The sequence below is a fragment of the Mesobacillus maritimus genome (assembly GCF_023715205.1).
GTDB lineage: Bacteria > Bacillota > Bacilli > Bacillales > Cytobacillaceae > Mesobacillus_B > Mesobacillus_B maritimus_C.
On record NZ_JAMBNR010000023.1, the window covers coordinates 17142 to 34474 of the forward strand.

Here is a 17333-nt window from a genome sequence, read left to right on the forward strand (position 1 = left end):
GACTATGAAACGAATCGGTGTTCTAACTAGTGGCGGTGACGCCCCAGGTATGAATGCGGCAGTACGTGCAGTGGTCAGAAAAGCGATCTACCATGATATGGAGATTTATGGAGTCTTCGGTGGATATGCTGGATTAATGAGTGGAAATATTAAAAAACTGGAACTGGGTTCTGTAGGAGATATTATTCATCGTGGAGGTACTTTTCTTCAATCTGCTCGCAGTGAGGAGTTTAAGACAAAAGAAGGTCGACAAAAAGGGATTGAACAATTAAAAAAACATGGGATTGAAGGTTTGGTTGTTATTGGTGGGGACGGCTCTTACCGTGGGGCAATGCTTTTGACGGAAGAGGGCTTTCCTTGTGTAGGTGTTCCAGGAACAATTGATAATGATATTCCAGGAACAGAATTTACGATTGGTTTCGATACAGCTGTCAATACAGTTATTGACGCAGTCGATAAGATTCGTGATACAGCTTCTTCACACGAAAGAACTTTCGTGATTGAGGTAATGGGGCGAAACGCAGGGGACATTGCGCTATGGGCTGGATTAGCTGGAGGAGCAGAGACGATTTTAATCCCTGAAGCAGAACAAGATATTCAAGAAATTGCTCAGCGATTGAAAAATGGACAAGAACGAGGCAAAAAGCATAGTATCATTATCGTTGCTGAAGGGGTAATGAGTGGATACGAAGCGGGAAAACAGATTGAAGAAGTAACAAAAATGGATACAAGGGTTACGGTTCTAGGCCATGTTCAGCGTGGGGGAACGCCAACTGTTACCGACCGTGTACTAGCAAGTCGTCTTGGTGCTAGAGCAGTTGAACTATTATTGAATAATACAGGTGGACGTGCAGTCGGTATCGAGAACAACCAGTTGGTAGATTATGATATCATAGAAGCGTTAGCTATGCCTCATAAGATTGATTTAGACATCTATAAACTTTCAAAAGAATTATCTATTTAAGAAGCAAATTCAGGGAGGTTCACTTTTAATGCGTAAAACAAAGATTGTATGTACCATTGGTCCAGCAAGTGAAAGTATTGAAAATTTAACAGCGTTGATGGAAGCGGGAATGAATGTTGCCCGTCTAAATTTCTCTCACGGTGACTTTGACGAGCATGGCCAAAGAATTAAGAATATCCGTGTAGCGTCAGAGAAAACAGGTAAAACTGTTGCGATTTTATTAGACACAAAAGGTCCTGAAATTCGGACAAATAATATGGAGAACGGTGCTATTGAGCTTCAATCTGGTAACGAGATCATTGTTTCAATGACTGAGGTACTTGGTACAACAGAAAAGTTTTCCGTTACATATGAAAACCTCATCGATGATGTGAAACCAGGAGATAAAATTTTATTAGATGATGGATTAATTGGTCTTGAAGTGTTAGACATTGATAAGGCGAAAAATGAAATCAAAACAAAAATCTTAAATAGCGGTACTTTGAAAAATAAAAAAGGTGTTAATGTTCCAGGTGTTTCTGTTAAATTACCAGGTATTACGGAGAAGGATGCCAACGATATTCGCTTTGGAATTGAACAAGGGGTAGATTTTATCGCTGCATCTTTTGTTAGACGTGGTTCGGATGTTCTAGAAATTCGTGAACTATTGGAAGAAAACAATGCTTCCCATATTAACATCATTCCTAAGATTGAGAACCAAGAAGGTGTCGATAATATCGATGAAATCTTAGCGGTTTCAGACGGTTTAATGGTTGCCCGTGGAGACTTAGGTGTAGAAATTCCTGCGGAAGAAGTTCCACTTGTACAAAAGGAATTAATTAAAAAGTGTAATACGCTTGGGAAGCCAGTTATTACTGCAACGCAAATGTTAGATTCAATGCAACGTAATCCAAGACCAACACGTGCAGAGGCAAGTGACGTAGCCAATGCAATTTTTGATGGTACTGATGCAATTATGCTTTCAGGTGAAACAGCTGCTGGACAATATCCAGTTGAAGCAGTTCAAACGATGCACAATATTGCTTCACGTGCAGAACAGGCATTAAACCATAAGAACTTATTATCAGCTCGTAGTAAGTCAACAGAACATAGCATCACGGATGCCATCGGACAGTCTGTTGCACATACAGCACTAAACCTGGACGTGAAGGCGATTATTACTCCAACTGAAAGTGGACACACTGCTCGGATGATTTCTAAATACCGTCCAAAAGCACCAATTGTTGCGGTTACATCAAATGACTTTGTTCAGCGTCGATTAGCTTTAGTATGGGGTGTTTATCCTCAGTTAGGGAAAAAGGCAGATACAACCGATGAAATGTTATCGAATGCAGTAGAAGATAGCATGAATAGTGGTTTAGTAAATAATAGTGATCTAGTTGTGATCACTGCTGGCGTACCGGTTGGTGAATCAGGAACAACAAACATTATGAAAATCCATGTTGTCGGAGATGTCATTGTTAAAGCTCAAGGCATTGGACGCAAAAGCGCATATGGGAAAGTCGTTTTAGCTCAAAATGCTCAAGAAGCAATAGATAAGGTACAAGCGGGAGACATTCTTGTTACGATTGGATCTGATCGCGAAATGGTTCCTGCCATTGAAAAATGTGCCGCTCTCATTACCCAAGAGGGTGGTTTAACAAGTCATGCTGCAGTTGTTGGATTGAATGTGGGCATTCCAGTAATTGTCGGTGTGGAAGATGCTATGGAGCGTTTTACAGAAGGTCAAGAAATTACTGTTGACGCACAAAGAGGAATCATTTATAACGGCCGTACGAATGTATTGTAAGTTTTAAAAGAGGCTGTTTTTGTAAAGAATGGTGTTAAAATCCTAAAACTGATTTTAACGCAATAGTAAGCCATTTCGTAAGTTTTAATGATATCTGCAAGCTCTTTTCTAATTAAGAAGCTATTATTTGGTATGACCTATCTCTTTTCAGTTGTATCATTTGTTCAAAGGCAACAAAGTTTGAGAAAAGAGCGTTAAAAAAGAACGGGCATGTGTGCTCGTTCTTTTTAATTTATCCTTTGTGGACTTCTAATGGACTTCCTCCCATTAAAAATGCGTATAATAGAGGGAAAACAAGCATTGCGAGGTGTATACAATGAGATATTTATTCTTAGTAATTGTAATTATTCCAGCTGTAGAAATTGCACTATTATTATTAATTGGTCAAACCATAGGGGCTTTCCCAACAATGGCTTTAATTTTGCTCACAGGAATCTTAGGTGCTTATTTAGCAAAGCAACAGGGATTGATGGCGATTCACAAGGTTCAAGACCTTTTAAGCCGCGGTATGATGCCAGGTGATGCTTTACTTGATGGTGTTTGTATTTTAGTAGGTGGAACCTTACTGCTTACTCCAGGATTTGTCACAGATGTGACAGGATTTTTATTGTTGTTCCCGATAACTCGGACATATGTAAAGCAGTGGTTAACAAAATATTTTAAAAAACGAATGGACAAGGGGACCATTACGATTATTCGTTAAGGTTACGCTATATTTTTGGTTTTCCAGAGCCAACAATGAAATCCCAAACGTCATGGAATACATTTGCACGGTGCAATGTGTTAACAATCACGAGAACGACTGGTCCCACAATCAATCCAAGGAAACCGATTAACTTATAGCCGACAAACAAGGCGACTAATGTTGCTAAAGGATCAATTCCAATGTTAGAAGAAAGTACTTTTGGTTCAATCAGCTGACGTTGAACTAACACAATAATGTAAAGTACACCTAAACCGATTGCAAGTCGCATATCACCAGTGATTGCTTCGAAAATAATCCACGGTACAAAGACAGCTCCGGTTCCTAAATAGGGCACAATGTCGACTAGGCCTGTAACAAGTGCAATCGTAATGGCATAATCAACTCGTAGAATTAACAAACCGATTAAAATGGTAATCGTTGTGATTGAAATTAGTGTGGCCTGTGCAGTGACAAACCCTAATAATGCTTTTTTCAGGTCAACAAAGACTGTTTTCCCACTAGATCTCGCTTTACCAGGGATGAACCTACTGCCAATAGCGGATAATCGATACCAATCTTTACTAATAAAAAATGTCCCTAAGAGAGAGAATATAATCACGGTCGCAGCAGTTGGTAACCATCCGAGCATATTGGGGATTTTTTCAAAAAAACGCTGAATAAAACTCCCAATCGTGCCTCCGACTTGAGTCCCAACGTTTTGGATATTCTCAAGAATGGTGTCTTGTTGACCAGTTTCAAGGTTCATAAACATACTTGAAAGCTGGTTATAAAGTGGAATAAGTTGAGCTGCAAAGATCATTTCAATGTAATCGATTAAGGTTTCAATATGATTTGGCACGACCTTAGCCAAGTATTCTGCACCGGCCACAATTTCTACAATTAATAAAGAAACCAAACCGGCTATCAGAGAGAAGATTAAAAATAAGGCGACAAAGACGGCGATTCCTCTTGGCATTTTCACTTTTCGCTCAAAGAAATTTACGAGTGGATTGATAAAAAAAGCAATACATAAACCAATGATAAATGGATAGGCAAACTTTGTAAGGAAATAAACAGAAACTATGGAAAGTAGGATAATGGCAACAACTAATAATGATCGAATGACCCTATTTACATAGACGGGATTCAATGCAATCCTCCTTAACAACTTTAAATAGTAAGATTATGGAGGAATTCGCCACATAGCTAGTCAATTCCTGCTCTAACGAAGTCGTTCTCGAAAAGTTTGTTCCAATCAGGGATAAAACGTTAATAACAAAAAAGAAGGTCTATATGTATGTTAAATGGGAATAATGAGAAATTTTTGATGAAACTGAATAAATTATGTTACAATAGTGACAACCTTGGAAGGGGCGAAGAAAGTGGTATATGAACCTCTGCTTTTCTTAGGCTTATTACTAGTAATCGCCTTAATCGTAAAGAACCAATCTTTAATGATTGCAGTTGGAGTGCTTATTGTACTAAAACTTCTTGGCATGGATTCAAAGGTCTTTTCTTTTATCCAAGGAAAGGGGATTAATTGGGGGGTAACGATCATTACGATCGCTGTCTTAGCCCCGATCGCAAGTGGTGATATTGGTTTTAAAGATTTATCAAGTGCGTTTAAAACCCCATATGCGTGGATTGCACTTATCTCTGGTATTTTGGTTGCGCTCCTTGCAAAAGGGGGAGTCGTTCTTCTCGCGGCCGATCCACATATTACTACTGCGCTTGTGCTCGGCACTATTTTGGCGGTGACCATTTTTAAAGGGGTTGCGGTTGGTCCTTTAATTGGTGCTGGAATTGCCTATGTTGCAATGAAAATCTTTGAGATTTTCAAATAGTTTTTTGGCGCAATAACATTTTTTTTGCTAATTAACTACTTTTCATTCACAAAAGTCAGAGAATTGTTTATAATAGGACTTGTAATTATACTTGCTCTTCCTTTCATCATTGATAGAACCCGGATATACGGGTTTTTCGTTAAGGGATAATGTAAGCATTTTCTTTTTTGGCTGATTTCTGAGCAAGCGCTCGGTCTACAGGATACTGGGGAAGGAAAGGAAGGCTTATTGCAACTAATAGTTCAGAAATTTCTTACTTTGTATTATGATTTATGCTCCAGTAGCAGAAAGAAAGAAAAAATACGAAATGGGGAAAATTACCAGGAGAAGGAGAGATTCAGTATGACAGTAACACGTGGTCTTGAAGGGGTAGTGGCAACGACATCTTCCATTAGTTCAATCATTGATGACACACTTACTTATGTAGGGTATAACATCGATGATCTTGCTGAAAATGCAAGCTTTGAGGAAGTCATTTATTTATTATGGCATGGAAGACTCCCACTTGCTACTGAACTAGATGAATTGAAAACTCAATTGGCAGAAAATATGGAATTGCCAAAAGAGGTTCTAGATCACTTCAAATTGTACCCAATCGATAAGATTCATCCTATGGGCGCACTTCGAACTGCGGTTTCATTGTTGGGGCTACATGACGAAGAGGCAGATGTTATGGATGAAGAAGCGAATTATCGTAAAGCTATCCGCCTTCAAGCAAAAATGCCTGCCATTGTCACTGCATTCGCTCGTATTCGTAAAGGTTTAGAACCAGTAGCACCACGCAAAGACTTGGGCTTTGCAGCTAACTTCTTATATATGTTAACTGGTAAAGAGCCAGAAGCTATTGCTGTAGAAGCTTTTAATAAGGCACTTGTTCTGCATGCGGACCATGAGTTAAATGCATCGACATTCACTGCACGTGTATGTGTAGCTACATTATCTGATGTTTATTCAGGCGTTACAGCAGCGATTGGTGCATTAAAAGGTCCTCTTCACGGTGGTGCAAATGAGGCTGTTATGAAGATGTTGACTGAAATCGGAACATTAGAAAACGTGGAACCGTATATCCGTCAAAAGCTTGATAATAAAGAAAAAATTATGGGCTTTGGGCATCGAGTTTATCGCCTAGGCGATCCACGCGCGAAGCATCTTCGTGACATGTCAGCTAAACTCACTGAATTAACAGGAGAGCCACACTGGTATCAAATGTCTACTAAGATTGAAGCAATCGTGACTGGAGAGAAGAAGTTACCACCAAATGTTGACTTTTACTCTGCTTCTGTTTACCATAGTCTGGGAATTGATCATGATTTGTTCACGCCAATCTTCGCTGTTAGCCGAGTATCTGGATGGCTTGCACATATCCTTGAGCAATACTCTAACAACCGCTTAATTCGTCCACGTGCTGAGTATACAGGACCTGGAATGCAAAAGTATGTTGCAATTGAGCTAAGAGGTTAATAGCCCAAGTTCAATCAATATATAAATCTCAATTAGAAAAAGAGAGAAAGTGCCACTAGATGGGAAAGTTTATGATTCTTAATAGTGGCACACTGGAATAGAATAGGAGGTTTATACAGGTTGTAACCTTCTATTCTAGTGAATAATTTGGAGGGAGATATATCATGACACAACAAGGTGAAAAAATCACAGTTACAAATGGAGTATTAAACGTACCAAACAACCCAATCGTTCCTTTTATTGAAGGTGATGGAACAGGTCCTGATATTTGGGCATCTGCAAGCAGAGTTTTAGATGCTGCAGTTGAAAAAGCATATAAAGGTGAGCGTAAGCTTGTCTGGAAAGAAGTATTAGCTGGAGAAAAAGCATACAACCAAACAGGTGAGTGGCTACCGTCTGAAACGCTTGATGTTATCAATGAATATTTAATCGCGATTAAAGGACCTCTTACAACACCAATCGGTGGCGGAATTCGTTCTCTAAACGTTGCGTTACGTCAAGAATTAGATCTTTTCGTATGCTTGCGTCCAGTTCGTTGGTTTGAAGGCGTACCTTCACCAGTTAAACGTCCACAAGACACTGACATGGTTATCTTCCGTGAAAACACTGAAGACATCTATGCTGGTATCGAATACCAAAAGGGTTCTGATGAAGTGAAAAAATTAATCAACTTCCTTCAGAATGAACTAGGTGTAAATAAAATCCGCTTCCCTGAAACTTCTGGTCTTGGAATTAAGCCTGTTTCAGAAGAAGGAACAAGCCGCCTAGTACGTGCTGCAATCGATTATGCGATTAAAGAAGGTCGTAAGTCAGTAACTCTAGTACATAAAGGCAATATCATGAAGTTCACTGAAGGTGCCTTCAAGAACTGGGGCTACGAACTTGCTGAAAGAGAATACGGTGATAAAGTATTCACTTGGGCAGAATACGATCGTATCAAAGATGAGCAAGGTTTAGATGCAGCGAATAAAGCACAAGCTGATGCTGAAGCAGCTGGTAAGATCATCGTGAAAGATGCGATTGCTGATATCTTCTTACAACAAATTTTAACTCGTCCAAAAGAGTTTGATGTTGTTGCGACAATGAACCTAAACGGAGACTATATCTCTGATGCACTTGCTGCACAAGTTGGTGGAATTGGTATCGCGCCAGGAGCAAACATCAATTATGAAACTGGTCATGCTATTTTTGAAGCTACTCATGGTACAGCTCCAAAATATGCTGGACTAGATAAAGTAAACCCATCTTCTGTTATCCTTTCTGGTGTTCTATTGCTTGAACACTTAGGTTGGAACGAAGCAGCCAACATGATTGTGAAATCAATGGAAAACACAATTGCTTCTAAGGTTGTTACTTATGATTTCGCTCGTCTAATGGATGGCGCAACAGAAGTGAAATGCTCAGAGTTCGGTGACGAACTAATCAAAAATATGGAATAAGAACTGAATGAAGGGGGCTTTTTTAAGCCCCCTTTATTGTAGTTAAACAACAATTTTGATATAAGTAGAATAAAAAATGGATTCTAGGAGGATGGTTTATGTCTTTAAAACGTAAAAAAGTCTCTGTCATTGGTGCAGGATTCACTGGGGCAACCACCGCTTTTATTCTGGCGCAAAAAGAACTTGGAGATGTTGTACTAGTCGACATTCCACAAGCTGAAAATCCGACAAAAGGGAAAGCTCTCGATATGTTGGAAGCTGGGCCAATTCAGGGGTTTGATGCTAATATAATTGGAACTTCTAATTATGAGGATACAAAAGATTCAGATGTAGTGGTAATTACAGCGGGGATTGCGCGCAAACCGGGGATGAGTCGAGATGATTTAGTTCAAACAAATCAAAAGGTTATGAAAGCAGTTACTAGGGAAATCGTGAAATACTCTCCAAATTGCCATATTGTTGTGTTAACAAACCCAGTTGATGCAATGACTTATACGGTATTTAAAGAATCAGGCTTTCCAAAAAACCGAGTAATCGGACAGTCAGGTGTTCTTGATTCTGCTCGTTTCCGCACATTTGTAGCTCAAGAACTTAATCTTTCGGTAAAAGATATTACTGGTTTTGTTCTTGGAGGACATGGAGACGATATGGTGCCGCTTGTTCGCTACTCATATGCAGGAGGAATTCCGCTTGAGACGTTAATACCGAAAGAGCGCTTAGATGCAATTGTGGAACGCACTCGTAAAGGTGGGGGAGAAATTGTTAACCTGTTAGGGAATGGAAGTGCTTATTATGCACCTGCCGCATCCCTAGTTGAAATGGTGGAAGCACTTGTTAAAGACCAACGTCGTGTTCTTCCTGCAATTGCATATCTTGAGGGCGAATATGGTTATAATGGAATTTACTTGGGAGTACCAACGGTCCTTGGAGCGAATGGGATTGAGCAGGTAATCGAATTAGACTTAACAGCTGAAGAAAAAGCAGCACTTGATAAATCTGCTGAATCTGTTCGTAATGTTATGGATGTATTAGCATAATATGGTACTACAAGAAAAATCGGGGATTGGTCCCCGATTTTTTTGCTAATAATAGTAGAGATTATTATTATGGGGGAAGATGCTATGTTGTTAGGGAAAAAACAAAAGCTTGGAAGAACGATTGAGGATATTAATGTTGGAGAAAAACTCAGTTTAACAGAAAAAATAGAAGATAAGGAGCTTTTATTGTTTCTAGGTCTTACAAATGACTCAAACCCATTGTATATTCAACATGATTATGCCTCCCAGACCCCGCACAAAAAACCAGTTGTTCCTACTATTATGTTAACAGGAATCATCACATCTGCAGTTTCAAAATATTTACCAGGACCAGGTAGTTATATTTTAAAACAAGAAATTGAGTTTCCGAATCCGGTCTATCATTATGGAACCGTAGAATTTCTATTTGAAGTGACGGCGGTAAACCGAGACAATCATACAGTTGAGATCACCGTAAATGGTACAAATGAGGAAAACTTGGATGTCCTTGTTGCTAAGCTTATCGTCTCTCCACCTTATCCGCTTCATGTTGATGAGGGGCAGGCGTTAGAGAACTTTTAAAAGAGTGCCTTCAAGCACTCTTTTTTTGGTTTGCAGTCGTTCGATTGTCCGAAATTGTGTTAAGGAATTGCGAACGGTTATTTATCTAATCAGCTGTTAATCGAATTAGAGCCTCATGAGGTTTCAGATTAGCTTTTTTTCCAAGCCCTAGTGATATTGTTAAGGGATTGTAAAGTTTTTTACCGAACTGTAAGAAGCCTTTAAGTAGTTCTTCAGAAAGGTTTATAATAAAGGAAAGAAATTTTTAAATATTTTACTGGAGGAACTTATGACGAAGGTATTGGTAGTTGACGATGAACAATCTATTATGACGTTGTTGCAATATAATTTGGAGCAAGCAGGATTTGAAGTAATTACCGCCATGGATGGTGCAGAAGGGGAAAAACTAGCATTGGAGGAAAACCCAGATTTGATTATTTTGGATTTAATGCTGCCCAAATTAGATGGAATTGAAGTCTGCAAACGTCTTCGCCAAGAAAAAGTTATGACGCCTATTTTAATGCTAACAGCTAAAGATGATGAGTTTGATAAAATTCTAGGGCTTGAACTAGGCGCAGACGATTATATGACAAAGCCGTTTAGTCCGCGGGAAGTTGTTGCGCGGGTGAAAGCAATCCTTCGGCGTTCTCAACAAATTCCAGAAGAACACAAGGTACGGGAAGAACAAGAAGGAGAACAAATCCGAATCGGAGATTTGAAAATACTTTCAGAAAACTATGAAGCTTACTTTGCGGGAGAGTTACTAGAATTAACTCCGAAAGAATTTGAATTACTCGTTTATCTAGCAAAAAATAAAGGGCGGGTATTAACAAGGGACCAACTTTTAAGTGCGGTATGGCAGTATGATTTTGCAGGAGACTCTCGGATTGTCGATGTACATATAAGTCATTTAAGAGATAAAATCGAACAAAATACAAAAAAACCAATCTACATTAAAACGATTCGCGGTTTAGGGTACAAGTTGGAGGAACCGAAGAAAGGATGACAAAATACCGAACTCGTCTTCTCTTTGCTTTAATTACGTTGCTCATTACTGTCCTAGTAGGTTTGGGAATTGTCCTCGGACAACTTTTTAAAAGCCATTATTTAAACAATTTTAATGAAAGGCTTCAAAATGAAATCGATATTGTTTCTTATATGATTGAAAAAGATGGGGGTTTGACTGTTCTCGATCAGTCACAGCTTAATGAAATCGGTGAGTTTTTGAAAACGCGAATTACCATAGTAGATAGTGATGGTACTATTCAATTTGATTCGGATGATAATGTCGATAATAACAATGCCCTTCATCAACACATCCTCGAAAAAGCTTTATCAGAAAGAGATAGTGGTGCAAGCGAAGGGAAATATTCGCACGGAACAACCTTGCAATATTATTGGGAAGTAATTGAAAAAAATGGTCAAGTTGAGGGATATATCTTTTTAGCATCAAAGGTTAATGAAATGAAAAATGCCTACCACCAACTTTGGTGGGTTCTAAGTCTTAGCCTTGGTTTAGCGCTAGTTGTCATTATTTTGCTTGGTTCGAAAATAACAAATCGGTATACAAAACCAATCGAATCGGCAACAAAGGTAGCAATTGAGTTAGCGAAGGGAAATTATCGAGCGAGAACGTATGAAGACCATATAGATGAAACGGGAATGCTAAGTACTTCGATAAATATCCTTGCCCGTAATTTACAAGATTTAATGAAATCCCAAGAAGTGCAGCAAGATCGCTTAAGCGCTTTGATTGAAAACATGGGAAGTGGCCTTATTTTAATCGATAAAAGAGGCTATATCAATCTTATTAATAAAACCTATAAAGAGATTTTTCAGGTGAACCAGAATGAGTATTTATATAATCTTTATCATGAAGTCATCGAACATAAAGAAATAAATTCAGTTATTGAAGAAATCTTTATGACGGAACAAAAAAAGCGAAAACAAGTCGTACTTCCAATCGGCATCGAACGAAAGCACTTTGAAATTTATGGGGTTCCCATTATTAGTTCGGATAAGGATTGGAAAGGGGTTTTACTTGTCTTTCATGATATTACTGAATTAAAAAAGCTCGAAATTATGCGCAAGGATTTTGTAGCAAATGTTTCTCATGAATTAAAGACCCCGATTACATCGATAAAAGGTTTTTCCGAAACATTACTTGATGGTGCAATGAATGATAAACAAACTTTAGAGTCGTTCTTAGAAATTATTTTAAAAGAAAGTGACCGACTTCAGTTACTGATTCAGGATCTGTTGGAGCTTTCGAGAATTGAGCAACATGGGTTTTCTTTAAAGCTTCAGGAAATTGAATTAACTACTCAAATCTCAGAAGCTCTCACAATCCTAAAAGCCAGAGCGGTAGAAAAGTCCATTCAGCTCCACTTTCAAACGGACAGTCCGAACGTACGCATCATGGGAGATGCAGATCGATTAAAGCAGGTTTTTCTAAATCTAGTTGCCAATGCAATCACTTATACACCAAGTGGAGGCTCTGTTTACCTTGAGGTAATTGACAAACCTAACGAAGCGATTGTCACAGTGCGAGATACAGGGATTGGAATTGAACAAAACGAAATATCTAGGATCTTTGAACGGTTCTACAGAGTAGATAAAGCCAGAAGCAGGAATTCTGGAGGGACCGGTCTAGGCTTGGCAATTGTTAAGCATATTATGGAGGCCCATAAAGGGATGATTGAGGTTGAGAGCAAAGTAGGGGAAGGAACAGCGTTTATCCTGAAATTTCGAAAAGATTTATAGTGTGAATCTGTAAGATTCTTGAAACCATCTAGGCCTTTATCCGTATTAATAGATATAGATAAAGAAGGGGGAGAGATGGGTGACCTTAAGAAAAGTATATGTTCTAGTCGGAGCCATCGTGCTAGCCGTACTACTGCTATTAGTCGGGTTAACAAGTTGGTATACCGTCGATGAATCAGAACAAGCCGTTATCTTGACTTTTGGGGAAGTTGAAGAGGGAATTAGTGATCCTGGATTGCATTTCAAGTTGCCTTGGCCAATTCAATCAGTTGAAACTCTATCAAAAGAAACCTTTAGCTTACAGTTTGGATATGAACAAAAAGATGGTGAGGTTAAGGATTTTCCGGACGAGACAAAAATGATCACCGGAGATGAAAATATTGTCCTTGCTGATTTGGTTGTACAGTGGAAAATAACGGATCCCGAAAAGTACTTGTTTAATGCGGAATCTCCAAAAGATGTCTTATATGATGCCACATCGGCTTCTTTGAGAAGCATCATTGGAAGTTCCAAAATTGACGATGCCTTAACCTCTGGAAAAGCAGAGATTGAAGCGGATGTACGAGATTTATTATCCAATTTAATTGAAAAGTACGACATCGGAGTCTCGATTTTAGCCGTCAAACTTCAAGATGTAGAACTGCCGAATGAGGATGTTCGGAAGGCTTTTACTGATGTTACCGATGCGCGTGAAACAATGAATACGAAGATTAATGAAGCGAATAAGTATCGAAATCAAAAGTTAAATGAAGCGGAAGGGGAAAAGGATGCGATCATCTCTCGAGCAGAAGGGGAAAAAGCAGCTCGAATCGAGCGTTCCCGAGGAGATGTTGCAGTCTTTAACGCTTTATATGGTGAATATGAAGGAAATCCGGAAATCACTAGAGAACGATTGGTTATTGAAACATTAGAACAGGTCCTTCCTGGAGCTGAAATTTATATAATGAATGATGATGGAAATACAATGAAGTACTTCCCATTACGAACAATGAATAATGAGCAGCCTAAGCCTGCTGTAGAAGAAGGGAGCGAGGAGAATAATGGCTGATGACAACATTATCAACATGAATGAACGCTCAAACAAAATGAGTTTCAGTTGGAATAAATACACGAAAATTGGTCTTTTCTTTGTTATTCTTCTAGCTTTGTTGCTGTTCATTTTCACCAATCTTTTTGTTGTAAAAGAAGGAGAGTATAAGGTCATCCGGCAGTTTGGTGAGGTTGTAAGGATTGAAAGTGAACCTGGATTGTCTTATAAAATTCCATTTATTCAAAGTGTCAGCACTTTACCTAAATATCAAATGAAATATGACGTGTCACAGGCAGAAATCAATACCCGAGATAAAAAGCGAATCTTAATTGATAATTATGCCATTTGGAAAATTGATGATCCAAAGAAAATGATCTCCAATGCACGTACAGTCGAAGCAGCGGAATCAAGGATGGAAGAATTTGTTTACTCTGTGACAAGAACTTTACTTGGACAATTGAATTATGATGAGATTATCAACGATGAAAAGTCTTCTCGCGGTTCTTTGAATGATCAAATTACGGAACAAGTAAATGAATTACTCGCCAATGATCAATATGGGATTTCTGTAACAGATGTCCGCATGAAACGAACGGATCTTCCAGAAGAGAATGAGCAGTCGGTCTTTACGAGGATGATTTCCGAACGTCACTCAACCGCTCAAGAATACCTTTCAAGAGGGGATGCGGATAAAAACAGAATAGAAGCAAAAACAGATAAAGAAGTAAATGAAATTCTTGCAAAGGCGAAAGCGGATGCCGAGGAAATTCGAAGTCAAGGTGAGGCAGAAGCCGCTAAGGTTTACAATCAGGCTTTCTCTAAAGACCCAGAATTCTATTCCTTATACCGAACGCTTGAATCTTATAAACAAACAATCGGTGATGATACGGTCATCATTCTCCCATCTGATTCACCGTATGCACGTTTACTAATGGGGGAAACAAATTAACGATTAACTAAATTAAGTTTATTTCTATAAGACCGTTATTTTTCTTTCTTTTCTAGCTCATGATAGAATAAGAAGGAAAAATGAACGGTCTTTCTGTTTGATTCTATTGTTTTACGACGCTTATATGGCAACAGTCAGAAGTTGTATTCAATATAATTTATAACTTACATATGAATAAGAATGGAGGAGAATTATTTGGCAAAAAAGTTAGTTTTAATTGATGGCAACAGTATAGCGTATCGTGCTTTTTTTGCATTACCGCTGCTGAATAATGATAAAGGTGTACATACAAATGCCGTTTATGGGTTTACAACGATGTTAATGAAGATTCTTGAAGATGAAAAACCATCTCATATCATGGTCGCTTTTGATGCGGGCAAAACCACTTTTAGACATGAAACATTTAAGGAATATAAAGGAGGGAGACAAAAGACACCACCAGAGTTATCTGAGCAATTTCCGTTTGTTCGGGAGCTAATAAAATCTTACGGTATCTCTCAGTATGAACTTGAGAACTATGAAGCCGATGATATTATCGGAACTCTAGCAACAAAGGCTGAAAAAGAAGGCTTTGAAGTGAAAGTAATCTCTGGTGATAAGGATTTGACCCAATTAAGTTCTGAAAATATAACTGTCAGTATAACGAAAAAAGGGATTAGTGAAATCGAAGATTATACGCCTGATCATATTAAAGAAAAATATGGCCTGAACGCTAATCAAATCGTTGATATGAAAGGCTTAATGGGTGACCAGTCTGATAATATTCCAGGTGTTCCTGGTGTTGGTGAGAAGACAGCCATTAAGCTATTAAAAGAATTTCATAGTGTTGAAAACCTACTGGAATCCATCGATCAAGTAAGTGGAAAGAAGCTTAAAGAAAAGCTGCAAGAGTTTAAAGACCAAGCGGTTATGAGCAAACAACTAGCTACAATCATAAGAGAAGCTCCAATCCAACTTGAGTTGTCTGAATTAGAATATGAAGGCTATCAACGGGAGGAACTAGTGAGATTCTTTAAAGAGCTTGGCTTCAACTCCTTATTAGACAAGATTGGAGGCGATGTAGCTGAAGAAGAGGTCGAACTAGATGATATTGATTGGACGACCCCTGAGGAAATAACGGATGAGATTTTTGCTGACGAAAATGCCTTTTATGTAGAAATTCTCGATGATAACTACCATTATGCTGCCATTATTGGTTTTTCGATTTCCAACGAAAACGGGAACTTCTTTTTGCCAACAAAGCAAGCACTCAATTCAGAAGCATTTAAACGCTGGGCGGAAGATGAAAGTAAAAAGAAATTCGTCTTTGATGCAAAACGATCAGAAGTGGCTTTGCGACACGCCGGTATCCATTTAGTTGGAGTTGAGTTTGATGTCATCCTCGCTTCTTATATTCTAAATCCTTCCGAGTCTCCAGATGATTTCGCTGCTGTTGCAAAACTGCATGGTTATTACGATGTTCAATCTGATCAAGCGGTATATGGCAAAGGAGCGAAACGAAAGATTCCTGAAGAAGCGATTGTTGCCGAACATTTGGCTCGTAAAGCGAGCACGATTTTTGAAATGAAACCACAACTTGCAAAAGAGCTAGGGAAAAATGAACAATATGAGTTATTTAGTGAGTTAGAAATGCCGCTTTCGCTAGTTTTAGCAGACATGGAATTTCAGGGTGTAAAACTTGATATGGATAGGCTTAGAAAAATGGGGGCGGATATCAGCAGTCAATTAAATGAAATTGAAAAGAAAATCTATTCTTATGCTGGCGAAGCCTTCAATATCAACTCTCCTAAACAATTAGGGGTCATTTTATTTGAGAAACTAGGATTACCACCACTGAAAAAAACAAAAACCGGCTATTCTACGAGCGCTGACGTATTGGAGCAATTGGCTCCTAAGCATGAAATTATTCGTGAAATATTGCATTACCGCCAACTAGGAAAGCTACAATCAACTTATATTGAGGGCTTACAAAAAGTAGTCAATAGCAAAACCGATAAGGTCCATACTAGATTTAATCAAGCACTTACACAAACTGGCCGTCTAAGTTCAACAGATCCGAACTTGCAAAACATTCCAATTCGGTTAGAGGAAGGAAGAAAAATTCGTCAAGCTTTTGTTCCTTCTGAAGAAGGGTGGGTCATATTCGCAGCGGACTACTCACAAATTGAATTGCGCGTTTTAGCGCATATTGCCGGTGACGACAAGTTGATTGAAGCATTCCGGGAAGGGCTAGATATTCATACGAAAACAGCAATGGATGTCTTTCATGTTAGTAAAGAAGAGGTCACAGATAATATGCGACGCCATGCTAAAGCGGTAAACTTTGGAATTGTTTATGGAATTAGTGATTATGGATTATCCCAGAGTTTGCATATCACGCGAAAAGAAGCGGGGCAGTTTATCGAGCGATATTTACAAAGCTATCCCGGTGTAAAAGAATATATGGAGAATATCGTCCTTGATGCAAAGGAAAAAGGGTATGTTAGCACTCTTCTACATCGTCGGAGATATCTACCTGAAATAACAAGTCGAAACTTTAACATTCGCAGCTTTGCAGAACGTACAGCAATGAATACACCTATTCAGGGGAGTGCGGCGGATATTATCAAAAAGGCAATGATTGAAATGGCCATTCGAATGGAAACGGAAAACCTCAAGTCACGCCTGTTGCTTCAGGTACACGATGAATTAATCTTTGAAGCACCGCAAGAGGAAGTGGATATTCTAAAGGAAATCGTCCCTGATGTGATGGAAAATGCTGTTGAATTAAAGGTTCCGTTAAAAGTAGATTATGCTTACGGTCCAACCTGGTTCGACGCGAAGTGATAATGG

General features: G+C 38.8%; 14 protein-coding genes. 13 read left to right on the forward strand and 1 reads right to left on the reverse strand.

The window, feature by feature from the left end:
- Window positions 1-4: 4 nt before the first annotated feature.
- From pfkA to M3182_RS23340, 3 genes are all read left to right on the forward strand, one after another.
- On the forward strand, window positions 5-964 hold the full coding sequence (gene pfkA / locus M3182_RS23330; RefSeq protein WP_251431616.1) for a 6-phosphofructokinase: 960 nt from the start codon (window positions 5-7) through the stop codon (window positions 962-964).
- 28 nt (window positions 965-992) lie between these two features.
- A complete protein-coding gene (gene pyk, locus M3182_RS23335; protein ID WP_251560300.1) occupies window positions 993-2753 on the forward strand; it encodes a pyruvate kinase in 1761 nt (586 codons plus the stop codon).
- Window positions 2754-3069: 316 nt separating this feature from the next.
- Window positions 3070-3456, forward strand: a complete 387-nt coding sequence (locus M3182_RS23340) for an FxsA family protein (RefSeq protein WP_251431612.1) — start codon at window positions 3070-3072, stop codon at window positions 3454-3456.
- Window positions 3457-3463: 7 nt separating this feature from the next.
- Here M3182_RS23340 and ytvI read toward each other — a convergent pair whose 3' ends face one another.
- A complete protein-coding gene (gene ytvI / locus M3182_RS23345; RefSeq protein ID WP_251431609.1) occupies window positions 3464-4588 on the reverse strand; it encodes a sporulation integral membrane protein YtvI in 1125 nt (374 codons plus the stop codon).
- Window positions 4589-4820: 232 nt separating this feature from the next.
- Between ytvI and M3182_RS23350 the strand changes: the two genes are divergently transcribed.
- The 10 genes from M3182_RS23350 to polA all read left to right on the forward strand — a co-directional run bounded on the left by M3182_RS23350 (window position 4821) and on the right by polA (window position 17327).
- Window positions 4821-5282 carry a DUF441 domain-containing protein gene (locus tag M3182_RS23350; protein WP_251431606.1) on the forward strand — a complete coding sequence of 154 codons (462 nt, stop codon included), beginning with the start codon at window positions 4821-4823 and terminating at the stop codon, window positions 5280-5282.
- Window positions 5283-5624: 342 nt separating this feature from the next.
- Window positions 5625-6743, forward strand: coding sequence for a citrate synthase (gene citZ, locus M3182_RS23355; protein WP_251431604.1), 1119 nt, complete (start codon window positions 5625-5627; stop codon window positions 6741-6743).
- A 164-nt stretch (window positions 6744-6907) separates the two neighbouring features.
- Window positions 6908-8182 (forward strand): NADP-dependent isocitrate dehydrogenase, encoded by a 1275-nt coding sequence (gene icd / locus M3182_RS23360; RefSeq protein WP_251431601.1) that lies wholly within the window; start codon window positions 6908-6910, stop codon window positions 8180-8182.
- Between the two features lie 98 nt (window positions 8183-8280).
- Window positions 8281-9219, forward strand: coding sequence for a malate dehydrogenase (mdh, locus tag M3182_RS23365; RefSeq protein WP_251431598.1), 939 nt, complete (start codon window positions 8281-8283; stop codon window positions 9217-9219).
- 84 nt (window positions 9220-9303) lie between these two features.
- Entirely contained in the window at window positions 9304-9780 is a 477-nt protein-coding gene (locus M3182_RS23370) for a MaoC/PaaZ C-terminal domain-containing protein (protein WP_251560302.1), read from the forward strand.
- Between the two features lie 268 nt (window positions 9781-10048).
- Entirely contained in the window at window positions 10049-10765 is a 717-nt protein-coding gene (locus M3182_RS23375) for a response regulator transcription factor (RefSeq protein ID WP_251431592.1), read from the forward strand.
- On the forward strand, window positions 10762-12522 hold the full coding sequence (gene pnpS / locus M3182_RS23380; protein WP_251560304.1) for a two-component system histidine kinase PnpS: 1761 nt from the start codon (window positions 10762-10764) through the stop codon (window positions 12520-12522). Before M3182_RS23375 ends, pnpS begins: the two co-directional genes overlap by 4 nt.
- 115 nt (window positions 12523-12637) lie before the next feature.
- Window positions 12638-13570 (forward strand): FtsH protease activity modulator HflK, encoded by a 933-nt coding sequence (gene hflK, locus M3182_RS23385; protein ID WP_432806731.1) that lies wholly within the window; start codon window positions 12638-12640, stop codon window positions 13568-13570.
- Window positions 13563-14501 carry a protease modulator HflC gene (gene hflC / locus M3182_RS23390; protein ID WP_251560307.1) on the forward strand — a complete coding sequence of 313 codons (939 nt, stop codon included), beginning with the start codon at window positions 13563-13565 and terminating at the stop codon, window positions 14499-14501. The genes hflK and hflC overlap by 8 nt, the downstream gene beginning before the upstream one ends.
- 195 nt (window positions 14502-14696) lie before the next feature.
- Window positions 14697-17327 carry a DNA polymerase I gene (gene polA / locus M3182_RS23395; protein WP_251560308.1) on the forward strand — a complete coding sequence of 877 codons (2631 nt, stop codon included), beginning with the start codon at window positions 14697-14699 and terminating at the stop codon, window positions 17325-17327.
- The last annotated feature ends 6 nt before the right edge of the window (window positions 17328-17333 follow it).